The sequence below is a fragment of the Janthinobacterium sp. SUN176 genome, assembly GCF_030587335.1.
Lineage (GTDB): Bacteria > Pseudomonadota > Gammaproteobacteria > Burkholderiales > Burkholderiaceae_D > Janthinobacterium > Janthinobacterium kumbetense.
This window is the reverse complement of sequence record NZ_JAPWIA010000002.1, coordinates 253,712-269,375: the sequence shown is the minus strand read 5'-3', so window position 1 is coordinate 269,375 and position 15,664 is coordinate 253,712. Positions and strand designations below refer to the sequence as shown.

Genomic DNA, 15,664 nt, shown 5'->3' with positions numbered 1-15,664 from the left:
CTAATGCTGAATACGACCGAATGGGAACGCCATGGATAAATTACAGGCAATGCAGCTGTTCCGCCGCGTGGCCGAGCTGGGCAGCTTTCGCCGCGCGGCCGATGAACTGGACCTGTCGGCCTCGTATGTGAGCCGGCGCATCGGCCAGCTGGAGCAGGAACTGGGCGGGCGCCTGATGACGCGCACCACGCGCCAGCTGGCCCTGACGGAAACGGGCGCCGCCTACCTCGAGCACTGCCGCAAGCTGCTCGACGAACTGGCGCAGGCCGAGGACATGGTGGCCCACTCGACAGCCCACGTGACGGGCCGCCTGCGCATCAACGCGCCATTATCGCTGGGCGTGGGCGAGCTGGCCGAGGGCCTGGCCGATTTCATGGCCGAGTGGCCAACCTTGCGCCTGGACGTCGACCTGAAGGATGAATACGTGGACCTGGCGGCGGCCAACTACGACCTGGGTTTCCGCGTCACCACGGCGCTCACCGATTCGAGCTATGTGGCGCGCCACATCCACGACTACCGCCTGCACATCTGCTGCGCGCCCGCCTACCTGGAACGCCACGGTCCCCTGCTGGCCCCCACGGACCTGACGCGCCAGCGCTGCTTCATCTACAGCCACGCCCTGTTCGGCAGCCGCTGGCCGCTGCGCCATGCGGGGCCGCACAGCGACATCGAAGTGCCGAACTGGGTGCGCACGAATAACACCCTGTTCATGCGCAGCCTGATCCTGCGGGGCCTGGGCATCGGCATCCTGCCCACCTTTGTCTGCCGCGAGGAACTGGCCAGCGGCGCGCTGGTCGAGCTGTTTCCCGAGGTGGAGCGTCCCAGCCTGGCGCTGTTTGCCATCTACCCATCGCGCCAGCTGGTGGCGCCCCGCGTGACGCGCTGCATCGAGCACCTGAAGCAGTGGTATGCGCAGCGCTATCCCGCGCCGGCGGCGTGAAGCCGGTAAAATCATGGCCACTCTCAATCAAGGATGACCCATGATCAGCTGGCAATGGAACACGTTCGACGAACTCGGCCCCCACGATTTGTACCAGGTGCTGGCCTTGCGCCAGCGCGTGTTCGTCATCGAACAGCAGTGCATTTACCCGGACCTCGATGGCCATGACCAGCAAGCCATGCATTTGCTGGGTTGGCAAACGGTCGACGGCGAACGCCGGCTGGCCGCCTACCTGCGCGTGCTGGCGCCGGGCGCCAAGTATGTGGAAATGTCGCTGGGCCGCGTGCTGACGGCGCCCGAGGCGCGCACCACGGGCGCGGGCAAGCAGCTATTGCTTGAGGGCATCGCGCGCGCCGAACGCCAGCACCCGGGCCACGCCATCCGCATCGGCGCGCAGCACTACCTGGAGCGCTTCTACCAGTCCTTCGGCTTTGTCACCGTCAGCGCGCCCTACGATGAAGACGGTATCGAGCACGTCGACATGCTGCGCGCCGTGCAGCCGGGCGCGGCGGCATGACGACGGCCCTGATTTCCTGGAGCGGCGGCAAGGATTCCTGCCTGGCCCTGTGGCGCGCGCGCAACGCCGGCACGAGCGTGCCGCTGCTGATCACGGCCATGGATGAAGACGGCCGCAAGTCGCGCTCGCACGGCGTGCCGCCGGAATTGCTCGCAGCGCAGGCAGCCAGCCTGGGCGCGCGCCTGCAGCGCTATCACGCCAGCTGGGCCAGCTACGAGGAGCAATTCGTCGCCATGCTGCGCGCGGCGAAAGACGCAGGCATAGAACACGCCATCTTCGGCGACATCGACTTGCAGCCGCACCGCGACTGGGAAGAAAAAGTCTGCGCCGCAGCCGGCCTGACGGCCCATTTGCCCCTGTGGGGCGGGGAACGGCGCGCGCTGGTCGATGAATTTCTCGCCGCCGGCTTCAAGGCCATCGTCGTCTGCATCAATGGCCAGCACCTGCCGCGCGAATTTTGCGGGCGCGAGTTCGACGCCGCATTCCTGGCCGACCTGCCGCCCGGCGTCGACGCCTGCGGCGAAAACGGCGAATTCCACACCTTCGTCTACGACGGCCCCGCCTTCAGCGCACCGGTGGCACTGCGCCGCACGCAAGTGCTGCAATATGACGCGCCGACCAATCTGGGCGGCGCCACGTATTACTTCCAGGAACTGGCGCCAGTTTGAATTGGCCGCAAAAACAACAAGGGCGACTCCATGGAGTCGCCCTTTGTCCGTGCACCTTGCGCGTGCTTACTTTTTTTCCACTTTTTGCAGCGTGATGTCGAACACCAGGCCGGCGTAAGGCGGGATCACCACCGCATTCGTGACCCTGTCGCGGGTGCCGCTCACGCCATAGCCGAGGTCATACGGAATGAGCAGGCGGCGCGTGCCGCCTACCTGCATGCCGACCAGGCCGCGATCCCAGCCCAGGATCATTTTGCCGATACCGAGGACAAACGTAAAAGGCTGGAGAGGGGGCGACGTTTCGAATTGCACGCCTTTGCCGTCCGGCTTGCTCGCGTCATACAGCCAGCCCGTATAGGCCACCGTCAGGGTATCGCCCGCCGCGGCGGCCGTGCCGGTGCCTTTCACCAGGTCGGGAAAGAGGAGTTCCTTCACTTGCGTATTCGGGTCAAGCACGACCGGTTTCTCGGTATTGGCAGCAGCGCCGCAAGCGGTCAGGGCCACGGCGCAAGCGAGGGTGGCGATCATTTGAAATACCGATTTCATGGTTTCCCTTTAAATATTGGTGTGTGGCTAAGCCCGTACGGTGCGGACCGGTACGGGCTGGAGTTTAACAGGACTCGCGTAGCCCATTTGTAAGCAGACGTAAGCACGGCAATAAATGTGCCTCGCTGCAACGTTGACACAATATCTATATTTCTACCTGCGTACCCAGTTCGATCACCCGGTTGCTCGGAATCTGATAGTAGTCGGCCGCCGTGCGCGCATTGCGCGACATGGTGACGAACAGGTGCTCGCGCCACGGCATCATGCCGGCGCCCGGCGTCGAGATGATGGTCTGGCGCGCGATGAAGAACGACGTTTCCATCATCTCGAAGTCCAGTCCCTGCTGGGCGCACTGCGCCAGCGCGGCCGGAATGTCGGGTTCATCCTTGAAGCCGTAATGCACGTTGACCTGGTAGCACTGGTGGCCCAGGTCCACCACGCGCACGCGCTCCGATGGCGCCACCCACGGCTCTTCATGCATGAAAACGGTGAGGAAGATTACCCGTTCATGCAACACCTTGTTGTGCAGCAAGTTATGCAGCAGCGCATGCGGCACGCCATCCGTTTCGCCGCGCAGGAAGATGGCCGTGCCGGGCACGCGCAGCGGCGGCGCGATGAACAGCGACGAGAGGAAATCGTCGAGCGGAATCGCATGCTTTTCCAGGTTCTGGAACACCAGCTGGCGGCCCCGCTTCCAGGTCAGCATGACGATGAACAAAATCGAGCCCAGCAGCAGCGGGAACCAGCCGCCGTGGAACAGTTTCAGGGCAGTCGCCGACACCAGGTTGACGTCGATGATCAGGAAAAAGCCCGTGGCGGCCCAGCACAGGGCCAGGTTCATCTTCCAGCGGTAGCGGATGACGAAGAAGGTCAGGATCGTCGTCGACAGCATGGTGGCCGTCACGGCGATGCCGTAGGCGGCGGCCAGGTTTTCCGAGGAACCGAAGCCGATGACGGCCAGCAGCACCACGGCCAGTTGCAGCCAGTTCACAGCGGGGATGTAGATCTGCCCGATTTCGCTTTCCGACGTATGGCGCACGCGCATGCGCGGCAGGAAGCCCAGCGCGATCGCTTGCTTGGTCATCGAGAAGGTGCCGGAAATGGTCGCCTGCGAGGCGATCACGGTGGCCATGGTCGACAGGATCACCAGCGGATACACGCTCCACGCGCCCAGTTGCTGGTAAAACGGATTCGAGACGGCTTCCGGATGCGCCAGCAGCAAGCCGCCCTGGCCCAGGTAGTTCAGCGCCAGCGCGGGAAAGGCGATCAGGAACCAGGCCAGGCGGATCGGCTTCTTGCCGAAGTGACCCATGTCGGCGTACAGCGCCTCGGCGCCCGTCAGCGCCAGCACCACGGCGCCCAGGGCAACGAAGGCGACGAAACCGTTATTCATCAGGAAAGTGGCTGCGTGCAGGGGATTGAGCGCGGCCAGGATGGCCGGCGACTTGATGATGTTGACCACGCCCATGCCGGCCAGCGCGGCAAACCACAGCACCATGACGGGAGCAAAATAGCGGCCGATGCCGGCCGTGCCGTGCGACTGCACCGAATACAGGCCCACCAGCACGGCGATCGTCAGCGGCACCACGTACGGACTGAAGGCGGGCGTGGCCACTTCCAGGCCTTCGATCGCCGACAGCACGGAAATGGCCGGCGTGATCACGCTGTCGCCATAGAACAGGGTGGCGCCGAAGACGCCGATCACCATCAGCGGGAAATGCCAGCGCGACAGGCGGCTGACGGATGACAGCACCAGCGCCATCAGGGCCATGATGCCGCCCTCGCCGCGGTTGTCGGCGCGCAACACCAGGGTCACGTACTTGAGCGAGACGATCAGGGTCAGGCCCCAGAAAATCAGCGAGACGATGCCCAGCAGATTCTCGTGCGAGAGCAGCAGGCCGTGGGCCGGGTCGAAGACGGTCTTCAGGGTGTACAGCGGACTGGTGCCGATATCGCCGTAAACGATGCCGACGGCCGCCAGCGTCAAGCCGGCAAGGCCGCTTTTTTTATGTTCCGACGTCAAGGTTGCACCCGTTTTTGTTTTGTTGCATCGCACAATATGATAGGTATTAGCAAATAGCAAGAGTATTTTTGCATGGTTCCGCAGCTGCCCCAAGGTCGTGGTTTTGTGCCGCTCCGCCTTGCTGCGCGGACATGCGGCCATTGATTTGTTGCCATTCTACGCCTCGCCAGCGGCGCCGGGCAGCCCCCGATGTTTTCAGCCATAATGACAGACTGTCTACTCTCCAGCGAAGCCCATCATGAATCCAGGCATGCTCTACGCCTCCCTCGCCTTCCTGTGCTGGGGCCTGTTCCCCCTGTACTTCCACGCCATCGGCGAGATCGCGCCGCAGGAAATCCTGGCGCACCGCATGGTCTGGTCGCTGTTGTTCCTGGGAATCGTGCTGACCGTGCGCCGGCAGTGGAGCTGGCTGGGCAGCCTGAAAGCGCAGCCCAAGGTCGTGGCCAGCTTCGTCGCCAGCGCATTTTTGCTGTCCGCCAACTGGTTCATCTATATCTGGGCCGTCAACAACGGCCACGTGGTCGACGCCAGCCTCGGCTACTTCATCACGCCCCTGATCAATGTCATGCTGGGCTTTTTGCTGCTGCACGAGCGCCTGCGCCGCCTGCAATGGCTGGCCATCGGCCTGGCCGCCTGCGGCGTGGCCTGGCTCACTTGGCAGGCGGGACAGGTGCCGTGGATCGCCCTGCTGCTGGCGGCCACCTTCGGCGGCTATGGCTTGCTGCGCAAGACGGCCGCGCTGGGCGCGCTGGAAGGCTTGTCGTTCGAAACACTGATTCTGTTCCCCCTGGCGCTGGCCTACATGCTGTGGCTGGCGTGGCATGGCCAGAGCGGCTTCGTCAACACGGATTCCACCGCCACGCGCGCGCTGCTGCTGGCGTCCGGCCCCATCACGGCCATTCCCCTGCTGCTGTTTGCCGCCGGCGCGCGCCGCCTGCCGCTGGCCGTGCTGGGGCTATTGCAATACATCGCCCCCACGGGCCAGCTCTTGATCGGCGTGTGGGTCTTCCACGAATCGTTCACGCCCGAGCGCATGCTGGGCTTCCTCGTCATCTGGACGGCGCTGGCCCTGTATGCGGCCGAAGGGCTGTGGACGGCCCGCAAGGCGCGCGCCGCCGCCTAGTCCTGCCCCTGGCGTCCGTTTCCGCAGCGCGCAGCGCTGGCCGGAAGCGGGCGTTTACCGTATCCTGTCCGTCTTTGTATATCACCCGAGATTTCTAATGGCAAATTACGTCTACACCATGAATCGCGTGGGCAAAATCGTCCCGCCCAAGCGCCAGATTCTGAAAGATATTTCCCTGTCCTTCTTCCCAGGCGCGAAGATCGGCGTGCTGGGCCTGAACGGCTCCGGCAAATCGACCCTGCTGAAAATCATGGCAGGCATCGACACCGACATCCAGGGCGAAGCCGTGCCGATGCCGGGCCTGAACATCGGCTACCTGCCGCAGGAACCGCAGCTGGACCCGGCCAAAACCGTGCGCCAGGAAGTCGAGTCGGGCCTGGGCGAAGTGTTTGAAGCGCAAGCCAAGCTGGAAGCCGTGTACGCCGCGTATGCCGAGGAAGACGCCGATTTCGACGCCCTGGCCACGGAACAGGCACGCCTGGAAGCGATCATTTCGACCTCCGACGGCGGCAATCTGAATTTGCAGCTGGAAATGGCCGCCGACGCGCTGCGCCTGCCGCCATGGGACGCCACCATCGGCGTGCTGTCCGGCGGTGAAAAGCGCCGCGTGGCGCTGTGCAAGCTGCTGCTGTCGAAACCCGACATGCTGCTGCTCGACGAGCCGACCAACCATCTGGATGCGGAATCGGTCGACTGGCTGGAACAATTCCTGCTGCGCTTCCCCGGCACCGTGGTGGCCATCACCCATGACCGCTACTTCCTCGACAACGCGGCAGAGTGGATCCTGGAACTGGACCGCGGCCACGGCATTCCATGGAAGGGTAACTACTCGACCTGGCTGGACCAGAAGCAAGCCCGCCTGAAGCAGGAAGAAGCGACGGAATCGGCGCGCCAAAAGGCGCTGCAGAAGGAATTGGAATGGTCGCGCCAGAACCCGAAAGCGCGCCAGGCCAAGTCGAAAGCCCGCCTGGCCCGCTTCAACGAGCTGTCCGAGCACGAATACCAGAAGCGCAACGAAACGCAGGAGATCTTCATTCCCGTGGCAGAACGCCTGGGCAATGAAGTCATCGAGTTCAAGAACGTGTCGAAAGCGTTCGGCGACCGCCTGCTGATCGATAACCTGAGCTTTACGGTGCCGCCAGGCGCCATCGTCGGCATCATCGGCCCCAACGGCGCCGGTAAATCGACCCTGTTCAAGATGATCACCGGCAAGGAAACGCCGGACAGCGGCGAAGTGGCCATCGGCCAGACGGCGCGCGTCTCCATCGTCGACCAGAACCGCGATTCGCTGGCCGACAACAAGTCCGTCTTTGAAGATGTGTCCGGCGGCGCCGACATGCTGACGGTGGGCCGCTTCGAAATGCCGTCGCGCGCCTACCTGGGCCGCTTCAACTTCAAGGGCTCGGACCAGCAAAAGCAAGTGGGCAACCTGTCCGGCGGTGAACGCGGCCGTCTGCACCTGGCGAAAACCCTGTTGATGGGCGGCAACGTCCTGCTGCTCGATGAACCGTCGAACGATCTGGACGTGGAAACCTTGCGCGCGCTGGAAGACGCCCTGCTGGAATTTGCCGGCAGCGTCATGGTCATTTCCCATGACCGCTGGTTCCTCGACCGTATCGCCACGCACATCCTCGCTTTCGAAGGCAACTCGCAGGTCACCTTCTTTGACGGCAACTATCAAGAATACGAAGCCGACAAGAAGAAACGCCTGGGCGAAGAAGGCGCGAAACCGAAACGTATCCGCTACAAGCCCTTGACCACGTAATTTCGGTCCGCCCATGCAAAAAGGCAGTTACCTAGCGGTAACTGCCTTTTTTTTCAGCACACTTCCAGTTTTTAAAACCGTAGCGAGCGGCAACGAATTGTGGCTGAGAAGCGGAGCTGTGCTATAGCACAGTGAGCATCGGAGGCCGCAAAGCGTGCCGCGCAGTAGGTTTTTAGAAGTTGTAGCGTGCGCCTAAAGCGAGGCCGGTTGCCTTGCGGCCCTGGTCGGCGCTCTTGCCGAAGTGTTCCACTTCCGCCGTCAGCGAGACTTTCTCGTTGATTGCGTACTGGGCGCCGACGGAAGCGTACACGCCCGTCTTGTCGTTGCCGCTGATGCCGGTCGACAAGCCGGTGCCGCTCAAGCTGTTCTTGACCTTGGCCACGCCCAGCTTGCCGAACACGCCGACCTTGTCGGTCACGGGCATGGTGGCCTTGCCGGCCAGGTAATAGCCGTGCGAATCGCTTTTCACGGAACCGTTGCCGGCGCCGGTGACATAGCTGTAATCCTTGCTGCCGAAATCGGCATAGCCGCCTTCGATTGCCCAGGTTTTATCGAAATCGTAACCGGCGAAGATCTTGGCGCCAGCCTTGTAGCCGCTGTGATTATCGGCGCTGGTGGCGCCAGGAATATCGAAGTTATAGCGGTTGCCTGTGACGCCGGCACCCACATACGCACCTTCGGCGTGGGCGGCGCTCATGCCGGTCAGTGCGGTAACGGATGCGATCATTGCAAACAGGATTTTCTTCTTCATCATGTTCTCTCTCTCAATTAGTGAATGGTGCCTGGATTCGCAGTTCAGCGAAGTGCGATGACTACACAATAACAGCCGAAAAAAGCTACGTCTTTCTCCATTCCGTAAGAACTGTGACAAGATGTAAGCTGACATTGCAAACTGACAATAACCGTAAAATGCGCACCGTTGAGCGAACTTAAGATAGACTTAAGAGCATTAGCTATTTTCAGTCCACAGGAGAAGTGCATGCACAAACGCCAGTTTCTCGCCGCCGGCATGGCCGCCGCGGCCTTGCCCGCCATCGCCCGGGCGGCGTCCGCCGGCCTGCGCGGTCCCGCCCTGCTGACCATCACGGGCAGCATCGACAAGCCGAACCGGGGTCCGTTCGACGCCGTGCGCGACCAGATGATGCACAAGCAAAAGATCAGTTTTGAGCGGGCGCGGGCCTTCGACTTCGCGGCGCTGGCGAACTTGCCGGCGCGCACCATCCACCCTACCCTGGAATACGATGGCAAGGCGCATGCCCTGCGCGGGCCGCTGCTGGTCGAGGTACTGAAGGCGGCCGGCGCGCCCGAGGACGATGCCGTGCGGCTGCTGCTGCGGGCCGTGGATGGCTATGCGGCGGCACTGACCGTGGCGCAGGCGCGCGCACAGCGTTTTATCGTCGCCACCCACCTGGACGGGCAGGCGATGGCGCTGGGCGGCCTGGGGCCGCTATGGGCGATCCACGATGCGGACCGCATCGCCGCCGTGGCGGCCCTACCCCTGGCCGAACGGTTCGCCAGCTGCCCGTGGGCGCTGTATCACATCGGCGTGGAGGCGGGTTGACGCTACTTAAAACAACGCCAAACAAAACCGTAGCGAGCGGAAGGGAGAGGTGGCTGAGAAGCGGAGCTGTGCTAATGCACGGGGCCGCCGAGGCAGTGAGCATCGCAGGCCGCCTATACCGACGCGCAGTAGGTTTTGATAGGCGTTTAGGCGTAGGCTTCCGCCATCGACATGACGCGCGGCGAGATGGTAATGCCGTGTTCCTCGAACAGCGCCGTGATGGCCGCCAGGTTGTGCGTGCATTCCTCGGTTTTCCAGCCCTTGAAGATGTCCGTGCCATCCTTCTGGAAATGCAGGTCCAGCACCTTGCCCGCATCCTTGTGCAGGTAGGGCGAACTATAGGTGTTCTCGAAGCCGAGCGCCTTCAATTGTCCCAGCAAGGCATGCGGTGGATGGTCGGGATCGGTGGCGAGAAAAATGCCGAAGGTCTTGCCCGGTGGTTTCGCAGCGATGTCGACCTCGTAGATGCCGGGGGCCTTGCTGACGGACGTACTCTTTAAAAATAACATACAACACTCCCTGCGCGTAATGTCCCGCGCCTGAAACGGGCGGCAAGACAGGGGCGGTGCGCAATGATTCCCCTCGTCAAATCTTATTGCTAATTTGCATCTTTGTCGACAAATCGGCACTTTTATTTGGTAAGTCGTGGTTATCTTGTCGCGTTCGCCAAGGTAAATTGTCAATAAAGCCAGTTATCATTGCGCCAATACCCAGCCTGCTGCATACTTTTGGCTTGCATCAAGATTGCCTTCCCGCCGGCCACCCCTCGTCTCCATGCGTCTTCTGTCGATCAAGTACCGCCTGCTCATACTCCTGACCCTGATCCTGGGGGCGGGCTTCATGGCCACCAGCCTGGCCAGTTACCTGGCTTCGCGCCAAGCCATCGAGCACGGCATCGCCGACCAGACCTTGCCATTGACGGGCGACAATATCTATTCCGAAATCCAGAAGGACATGCTGCGTCCCGTCTTCATTTCCTCGCTGATGGCGCACGACACCTTCGTGCGCGACTGGATACTCGCCGGCGAAAACAAGCCGGAACAGATCGTGCGCTACCTGGCCGAGGTCAAGAAGAAGTACGGCGCCATCACCAGCTTTCTCGTCTCGGACAAGAGCAGCAAATATTACTATGCGGAAGGCACCCTGAAATCCGTCAGCCCGCAAGCCACGCGCGACATCTGGTACTACCGCGTGCGCGCCATGGACACCACCGACTATGAAACGAATGTCGACGTGGACATGGCCAACCGCGACAGCATGACCATCTTCATCAACCACCGCGTCTACGACTACGACGGCCAGTTCATCGGCGCCACCGGCATCGGCCTGACCCTGGCCACCATGAGCCACATCATCGACCGCTACCAGGCGCGCTTCCACCGCAACATCTATTTTGTCGACGGCGCCGGCGCCCTGGTGCTGGCAGGCAAGACCATGCGCAACGGGCATGGCAATATCCGCAGCCTGCCCGGCGTAAACGCCATTGCCGAGCAAATCATCAACCACCAGAGCGAACCGACGCACCTGTCGTACCAGCTGGGGCGCGCGCAAATCCTCGTCAACTCGCGCTTCATTCCCGAACTGGGCTGGTACCTGGTGGTCGAGCAGAATGTCAGCGACGAAGTCCAGTCGCTGCAGCGCGTCTTCATCTTCAACCTGGCCATCAGCTTTGGCGTCACCCTGCTGGTGCTGGTATTGACCCTGCTGACGGTGAACCGCTACCAGCGCCGCATCGAACGCATCGCCTCGACGGATGCGCTGACGGGGCTATTGAACCGCCAATCGTTGGAATTGCTGTTCCAGCGCGCCATGCTCTTGTCCAAACGCAACGAACAACCGATGTCCGCCATCCTCTTCGACATCGACTTCTTCAAGCGCGTCAACGATACCCACGGCCACCTGTGGGGCGACAAGGTGATCCGTGGCGTGGCCGACGTGGCGCGCGCCACCGTGCGCGAAAGCGACGTCATCACGCGCTGGGGCGGCGAGGAATACCTGGTACTGCTGAACAACTGCAGCCTGGCGCAAGCGGCGGAAGTGGCGGAAAACCTGCGCGCCGCCGTCGAACGCCACGATTTCGGCCTGCCCGCGCCGCAACTGCCCGTGACGATCAGCCTGGGCGTGGCCGAGTACCGGCCAGAGGAAAGCGAGTCGGCCTTCTTCTCGCGCGCCGACAGCGCCTTGTATCAGGCCAAGCATCACGGCCGCAACGGCGTGCACGCCGCCTGAGTCATCCCCCGCGCTTGCGCCTGGCCAGATCCTGCGTGGGCGCCACCAGCGCCCGGTACAACTCGCCCGTGGCGGCATCCCAGCTTTGCACGGCCAGCTGCTGGCGTTGCACGGTGGCAAAGTCGCCGCGCGCGATGGGGCCGGACAGCGCGGGCGCGGCGCCCAGGCGGAACACGTTCGCCACCGCTTCCGTCACCAGGGGCTGGGCCAGTTCGCGCGCCACGAGCTCGGGAATGCCGGCCGCCTGGTAGGCGCGCAAGGCCGCGTCGAGCACCGTCACCAGGTAATTGCTGGCGAAGACGGCGGCGGCGTGATACAGGGTCTTGGCGGCCGGGTCGATGGGCACGGGACGCGCGCCGATGGCGTTCAAGGCGGGCGTGAGGAAGGCCAGCGCCAGCGGATCGCCTTCGACGCCGCAAAACGTGCCGTCGAAGGTGGCGGCCACCTGCTGCGGGTCGGCAAAGCTGCGGATCGGGTGCGCGCTGGCGACAAACGCGCCGGCCTGCGTGGCGGCCAGCAGCACGTTCGAGGCCAGCGCGCCGCTGCAGTGGAACACGATGGCGCCCGCCTGGCGTCCCTCGGCCACCAGCGCCGCGCAGGCCGGGCCGATCTGGTCGTCGGAGACGGCCAGCATGGTGACGTCGGCGCGCCGCAAGGCCGCATAGCTGGCGACGGGTGTGCCGGCACCGATGAAATCGACGGCCGCCTGCGCCGACGCCATCGAGCGCGTCAGCACATCCTGCACCAGGATTGCTCCGCCCTGCGTGCCATCCACGCGGGCGAACAAACGGCCCAGCACACGGCCCACGTGGCCGGCGCCGATGATATTGAGGGTAACGTTCATGGCGGTTTTCTAGAAGCTCGATCCCGGCTGGCGCAAAAATTCCAGCTCTTGCGGCGTGGAGGCGCGGCCGAGGATGGCGTTGCGGTGCGGGAAGCGGCCAAAGCGGGCGATCACTTCCTGGTGGCGCTCGGCGTAATCGAGCATGCCGTCAAAGCCGGGCTGCGCCTGCGACAGCAGCTGGAACAGCTCGACGGCGCGTGCCTGCATGGCCAGGTCTTCCGCGTGTTCGAACGGCAGGTAGGCAAAAGCGCGCAGCATCGGCGGCAGCTGGCGGTCCTGCCCCGCGTCCGTCAAGGCGACGGCCAGGGCCAGCGCCCGGGCATCGCCGGCAAACGCGCGCGGCGTACCCCGATAGACATTGCGCGTGAATTGATCGAGCACGATGAGGCGCGCCAGCGCGCCGTGCGGCGCGGTATCCCACGCGCGCAAGCCGCCGTCGATGGCGGCATCGATCAGCGCGCCGAAACGCGCGCGTATCTGCGCATCGAAGCCGTCATCCTTGCGGAACCATTCCACGCGCGACTGGCCGTAGTCGGGGTTATCCGGCGGCAGGAACCAGAAATCGAGTACCTCTTGAGCCTGTGCATCCATGTCCATCCTCTCGGCATCCGTATCAGTTGCGGGCATGCGACAGCTGGAAGCCGGCGATGCCTTCGAAGGCGGCCAGTTCGGCCGACATGGCCGACAGGCTGGCGCCCGTGTTCTTGCCATGCGCGATGGCAACAAAACGCCATTCCTGCATGCCGTCCGTGCTGCCGATGGTCAGCGAGCCGCCGGCGATGTCGTAGCCGCGCTTGGCCGCCATGCGCCGCAGCGCATCTTCGCGCGGAATGAAATCGCGCTTGAAGCGCATGGTGATGGCCACCGCGTGGCGCGACGGCAGCCAGTTCTCCAGTTTTGACAGGAAAATCATCGCCATCGCACACAGGAAGGCCAGGCCCATGGCCGACAGGTAAAAACCGATGCCGACCATGATGCCGATCACGGACGAAGCCCAGATCGAGGCGGCCGTCGTCAGGCCGCTGATATTGAAGCCCTCGCGCATGATCACGCCGGCGCCGAGGAAACCCACGCCCGTAACGATGCCCTGGATGACGCGCGTGGGGTCGCTGCCGACGATGGCGCCATGGCCGCCGTACCAGAACTCCGGATAGCCGCCCAGCACCGTCAGCGCGGCCGAGGCCATGCAGACGAGGCTGTAGGTGCGCATGCCGGCCGCGCGCCCGTGATACGAGCGCTCATATCCCACCAGCAAGCCCAGCAGCAGTGCGCCAAGCAAGTTCAGCAGGATCACGCCATTCGTCGCCAGCTCGGCCGGCGACCAGTAGGCGCGCAGGAAGTCGATGGTCGGCATTTAGTCCTGGGGCTTTTTCGTCAACTGCTTTTCAAACGCCACATCGAGCTTGCTGACGCGGCGCGCCTTTTGCGGTCCCAGGCCATTCACGAAGGCGACAAAGGCGTCCAGTTCCAGCGGCGGGCACAGGGGCGGCAAGCCCGGGCCTTCCGTGAGGAAGAACAGTTCATCGCCCGTGCGCGCCATCGTGTAGAGGCGGTGGCCGGTGCGTTCCTTGAGCCGCTCGATGGCGGACGTGGCGCGGGTCGAGCGCATCAGATGGCTCCCGTGCGCTGTTCCAGCCACGCCAGCGCAGGCGCATCGGCCGGCGCGGCCAGGTGCGGTGCCAGGCGCGCACGCACGGTGGCGTGATAGTCGTTCAGCCAGGCCGCTTCGTCATCGCGCAGCAGCGAACGTTCCACGCAGCGCGTGTCGATCGGGCACAGGGTCAAGGTTTCGAAGCACAGGAATTCGCCGAAGGGCGTCGTCCCCGCGGGAACGTTCAGCACCAGGTTCTCGATGCGGATGCCCCACTGGCCGGGACGGTAGATGCCCGGCTCGACGGAGGTGATCATGCCCGGTTCCATGGCCGTCTGCGGCTCCGGCATGGCGGACTGCGAAATCGATTGCGGCCCTTCATGCACGTTGAGGAAGAAGCCCACGCCGTGGCCCGTGCCGTGGCCGAAGTCGATGCCTTCGGCCCACAGGGGCGCGCGGGCGATGGAATCGAGCATGGGCGACTTCACGCCGCGCGGGAATTGCGCGCGCGACAGCGCGATCATGCTGCGCAAGACCAGGGTGAAATCGCGCCTGTGCTCGGCCGTGATCGCGCCGACGGGGACCACGCGGGTGATATCCGTGGTGCCGCCCCAATACTGGCCACCCGAGTCGATCAGCAGCAAGCCGTCGCCTTCGATAGTGGCGGCCGAATCCGCATGGGCGTGGTAATGCATGATGGCGCCATGCGCATTGAAGCCGGCGATGGTGCCGAAACTGGGGCTGACAAACCCGGCGCGGCGGGCGCGGGCAGCCGTCAGGTGCTCGTCGACGCCGATTTCCGTCAACGGCGCACGTTGCGGGTCGGCCAGGGTGCGATCTAACCAGCTGAAAAACTCGCACAGGGCGGCGCCATCCTGCTCCATGGCGGCGCGCACGTGCGCCGCTTCGCCATCCGTCTTGCGCGACTTGGCCAGGGTGGTCGGGTTGATGGATTCGACCACCTGCACGCCATCGGCCACGGCCTGGCGCGTGCCGAACGTGATGCGGCGCGGGTCGAGCAGCAAGGTGGCGCCGGCCGGCAAGGCGGCCAGCGCGGCAGCCGTGCGGTCATAGGCGGCCACGTCCACGCCCTGCTCTTCCAGAATGGCGCGCAGGGCCGCCGGCACCTTGCCGTCGGCGACGAACAGGGTGGCGCGCTCGGGTCCCACCAGCGCATGCGCGAGGAAGACGGGGTTGTAGTTGACGTCCGCGCCGCGCAGGTTGAACAGATACGCGATGTCGTCGAGGGTGGAAATCACGTGGTGGCTGGCGCCGTGGGCCGCCATGCCGGCGCGCAGGGCCGCCAGTTTTTGCGCGCGCGACAGCGAGGGATACGCGGCCGCATGTTCAACCACGGGGGCGGCGGGCATGGCCGGGCGATCCGGCCACACGGCTAGCAGCACGTCGGTGTCCGTGCGCAGGGTGACTTGCGCGCCCAACGCCTGCTGCAGCAGGCGCGCATTGGCCAGGCCCAGTACGGCGCCATCGACGGCCACCGTCTGCCCCGGCCGCATGGTTTCGCCCAGCCAGTCGATATACAGCACGCTGGCGCCGGACGGGATTTTCTTCAGGACGATGCCGCTGCCGGCCAGTTCGTCTTCCGCCTGTTCCCAGTAGCGGCCATCGGTCCATACGCCGGCAAACTCCTGCGTCACGACCAGGGTGCCGACCGACCCCGTAAAGCCCGACAGCCACTCACGGCCCTGCCAGCGGGCCGGCAAGTACTCGGACAAATGCGGGTCGGCCGAGGGCACGATGCAGGCGTCGATGTGCTGCGCGCGCATGGCGCTGCGCAGTTGCGACAAACGGGAGGCGGGAGTGGCTTGGTCAGGTGTCTGCATGGGTGCGAAAATGGAG

At 64.0% G+C, this 15,664-nt stretch carries 16 protein-coding genes; 7 read left to right on the top strand and 9 right to left on the bottom strand.

Going from position 1 to position 15,664, the window contains the following annotated elements:
• Positions 1-31 precede the first annotated feature (31 nt).
• The 3 genes from O3299_RS20460 to O3299_RS20450 are packed head-to-tail and all read left to right on the top strand — an operon-like array spanning position 32 to position 2,125.
• On the top strand, positions 32-940 hold the full coding sequence (locus O3299_RS20460) for a LysR family transcriptional regulator (RefSeq protein WP_305063088.1): 909 nt from the start codon (positions 32-34) through the stop codon (positions 938-940).
• A gap of 40 nt (positions 941-980) precedes the next feature.
• Complete coding sequence (locus O3299_RS20455) at positions 981-1,457, top strand: GNAT family N-acetyltransferase (protein ID WP_251349524.1); 477 nt, start codon at positions 981-983, stop codon at positions 1,455-1,457.
• Positions 1,454-2,125, top strand: a complete 672-nt coding sequence (locus O3299_RS20450) for a diphthine--ammonia ligase (protein ID WP_305063087.1) — start codon at positions 1,454-1,456, stop codon at positions 2,123-2,125. Before O3299_RS20455 ends, O3299_RS20450 begins: the two co-directional genes overlap by 4 nt.
• A gap of 66 nt (positions 2,126-2,191) precedes the next feature.
• On the opposite strand, the gene O3299_RS20445 is transcribed toward O3299_RS20450, so the two are convergent.
• Together O3299_RS20445 and O3299_RS20440 are read right to left on the bottom strand one after the other, a co-directional pair.
• On the bottom strand, positions 2,192-2,671 hold the full coding sequence (locus tag O3299_RS20445) for an FKBP-type peptidyl-prolyl cis-trans isomerase (RefSeq protein WP_257218787.1): 480 nt from the start codon (positions 2,669-2,671) through the stop codon (positions 2,192-2,194).
• Between the two features lie 145 nt (positions 2,672-2,816).
• On the bottom strand, positions 2,817-4,694 hold the full coding sequence (locus O3299_RS20440) for a potassium transporter Kup (RefSeq protein WP_077398475.1): 1,878 nt from the start codon (positions 4,692-4,694) through the stop codon (positions 2,817-2,819).
• 238 nt (positions 4,695-4,932) lie between these two features.
• Between O3299_RS20440 and rarD the strand changes: the two genes are divergently transcribed.
• Complete coding sequence (rarD, locus tag O3299_RS20435; RefSeq protein ID WP_305053717.1) at positions 4,933-5,817, top strand: EamA family transporter RarD; 885 nt, start codon at positions 4,933-4,935, stop codon at positions 5,815-5,817.
• 97 nt (positions 5,818-5,914) lie between these two features.
• Positions 5,915-7,582 (top strand): energy-dependent translational throttle protein EttA, encoded by a 1,668-nt coding sequence (ettA, locus tag O3299_RS20430; RefSeq protein WP_034752850.1) that lies wholly within the window; start codon positions 5,915-5,917, stop codon positions 7,580-7,582.
• Between the two features lie 172 nt (positions 7,583-7,754).
• Here the strand turns inward: ettA and O3299_RS20425 are convergent, their stop codons facing one another.
• Positions 7,755-8,336 carry a porin family protein gene (locus O3299_RS20425; protein WP_099665893.1) on the bottom strand — a complete coding sequence of 194 codons (582 nt, stop codon included), beginning with the start codon at positions 8,334-8,336 and terminating at the stop codon, positions 7,755-7,757.
• Positions 8,337-8,561: 225 nt separating this feature from the next.
• Here O3299_RS20425 and O3299_RS20420 point away from each other — a divergent pair, with 225 nt between their 5' ends.
• Positions 8,562-9,143, top strand: coding sequence for a molybdopterin-dependent oxidoreductase (locus O3299_RS20420; protein ID WP_305063086.1), 582 nt, complete (start codon positions 8,562-8,564; stop codon positions 9,141-9,143).
• 146 nt (positions 9,144-9,289) lie between these two features.
• On the opposite strand, the gene O3299_RS20415 is transcribed toward O3299_RS20420, so the two are convergent.
• Complete coding sequence (locus tag O3299_RS20415; RefSeq protein ID WP_251349529.1) at positions 9,290-9,652, bottom strand: hypothetical protein; 363 nt, start codon at positions 9,650-9,652, stop codon at positions 9,290-9,292.
• A gap of 265 nt (positions 9,653-9,917) precedes the next feature.
• Here O3299_RS20415 and O3299_RS20410 point away from each other — a divergent pair, with 265 nt between their 5' ends.
• A complete protein-coding gene (locus tag O3299_RS20410; RefSeq protein WP_305060502.1) occupies positions 9,918-11,372 on the top strand; it encodes a sensor domain-containing diguanylate cyclase in 1,455 nt (484 codons plus the stop codon).
• A 1-nt stretch (position 11,373) separates the two neighbouring features.
• Here the strand turns inward: O3299_RS20410 and O3299_RS20405 are convergent, their stop codons facing one another.
• From O3299_RS20405 to O3299_RS20385, 5 genes are read right to left on the bottom strand one after another with little or no spacing between them, the layout of a single operon-like run.
• Positions 11,374-12,216, bottom strand: coding sequence for a Rossmann-like and DUF2520 domain-containing protein (locus tag O3299_RS20405; RefSeq protein ID WP_305063085.1), 843 nt, complete (start codon positions 12,214-12,216; stop codon positions 11,374-11,376).
• A 9-nt stretch (positions 12,217-12,225) separates the two neighbouring features.
• Positions 12,226-12,813 (bottom strand): DUF924 family protein, encoded by a 588-nt coding sequence (locus O3299_RS20400; RefSeq protein ID WP_289906103.1) that lies wholly within the window; start codon positions 12,811-12,813, stop codon positions 12,226-12,228.
• Positions 12,814-12,829: 16 nt separating this feature from the next.
• Positions 12,830-13,570 (bottom strand): MgtC/SapB family protein, encoded by a 741-nt coding sequence (locus O3299_RS20395; RefSeq protein WP_099665898.1) that lies wholly within the window; start codon positions 13,568-13,570, stop codon positions 12,830-12,832.
• A complete protein-coding gene (locus tag O3299_RS20390) occupies positions 13,571-13,825 on the bottom strand; it encodes a hypothetical protein (protein WP_077398459.1) in 255 nt (84 codons plus the stop codon). It lies immediately after the preceding gene.
• A complete protein-coding gene (locus tag O3299_RS20385; protein ID WP_305063084.1) occupies positions 13,825-15,648 on the bottom strand; it encodes an aminopeptidase P family protein in 1,824 nt (607 codons plus the stop codon). Before O3299_RS20385 ends, O3299_RS20390 begins: the two co-directional genes overlap by 1 nt.
• Positions 15,649-15,664: the final 16 nt, after the last annotated feature.

Coding starts and splice junctions, on each gene's coding strand:
- O3299_RS20460 (WP_305063088.1), top strand. CDS start 32: ATGGATAAATTACAGGCAATGCAGCTGTTCCGCCGCGTGGCCGAGCTG.
- O3299_RS20455 (WP_251349524.1), top strand. CDS start 981: ATGATCAGCTGGCAATGGAACACGTTCGACGAACTCGGCCCCCACGAT.
- O3299_RS20450 (WP_305063087.1), top strand. CDS start 1,454: ATGACGACGGCCCTGATTTCCTGGAGCGGCGGCAAGGATTCCTGCCTG.
- O3299_RS20445 (WP_257218787.1), bottom strand. CDS start 2,671: ATGAAATCGGTATTTCAAATGATCGCCACCCTCGCTTGCGCCGTGGCC.
- rarD (WP_305053717.1), top strand. CDS start 4,933: ATGAATCCAGGCATGCTCTACGCCTCCCTCGCCTTCCTGTGCTGGGGC.
- ettA (WP_034752850.1), top strand. CDS start 5,915: ATGGCAAATTACGTCTACACCATGAATCGCGTGGGCAAAATCGTCCCG.
- O3299_RS20425 (WP_099665893.1), bottom strand. CDS start 8,336: ATGATGAAGAAGAAAATCCTGTTTGCAATGATCGCATCCGTTACCGCA.
- O3299_RS20420 (WP_305063086.1), top strand. CDS start 8,562: ATGCACAAACGCCAGTTTCTCGCCGCCGGCATGGCCGCCGCGGCCTTG.
- O3299_RS20415 (WP_251349529.1), bottom strand. CDS start 9,652: ATGTTATTTTTAAAGAGTACGTCCGTCAGCAAGGCCCCCGGCATCTAC.
- O3299_RS20410 (WP_305060502.1), top strand. CDS start 9,918: ATGCGTCTTCTGTCGATCAAGTACCGCCTGCTCATACTCCTGACCCTG.
- O3299_RS20405 (WP_305063085.1), bottom strand. CDS start 12,216: ATGAACGTTACCCTCAATATCATCGGCGCCGGCCACGTGGGCCGTGTG.
- O3299_RS20400 (WP_289906103.1), bottom strand. CDS start 12,813: ATGGACATGGATGCACAGGCTCAAGAGGTACTCGATTTCTGGTTCCTG.
- O3299_RS20395 (WP_099665898.1), bottom strand. CDS start 13,570: ATGCCGACCATCGACTTCCTGCGCGCCTACTGGTCGCCGGCCGAGCTG.
- O3299_RS20390 (WP_077398459.1), bottom strand. CDS start 13,825: ATGCGCTCGACCCGCGCCACGTCCGCCATCGAGCGGCTCAAGGAACGC.
- O3299_RS20385 (WP_305063084.1), bottom strand. CDS start 15,648: ATGCAGACACCTGACCAAGCCACTCCCGCCTCCCGTTTGTCGCAACTG.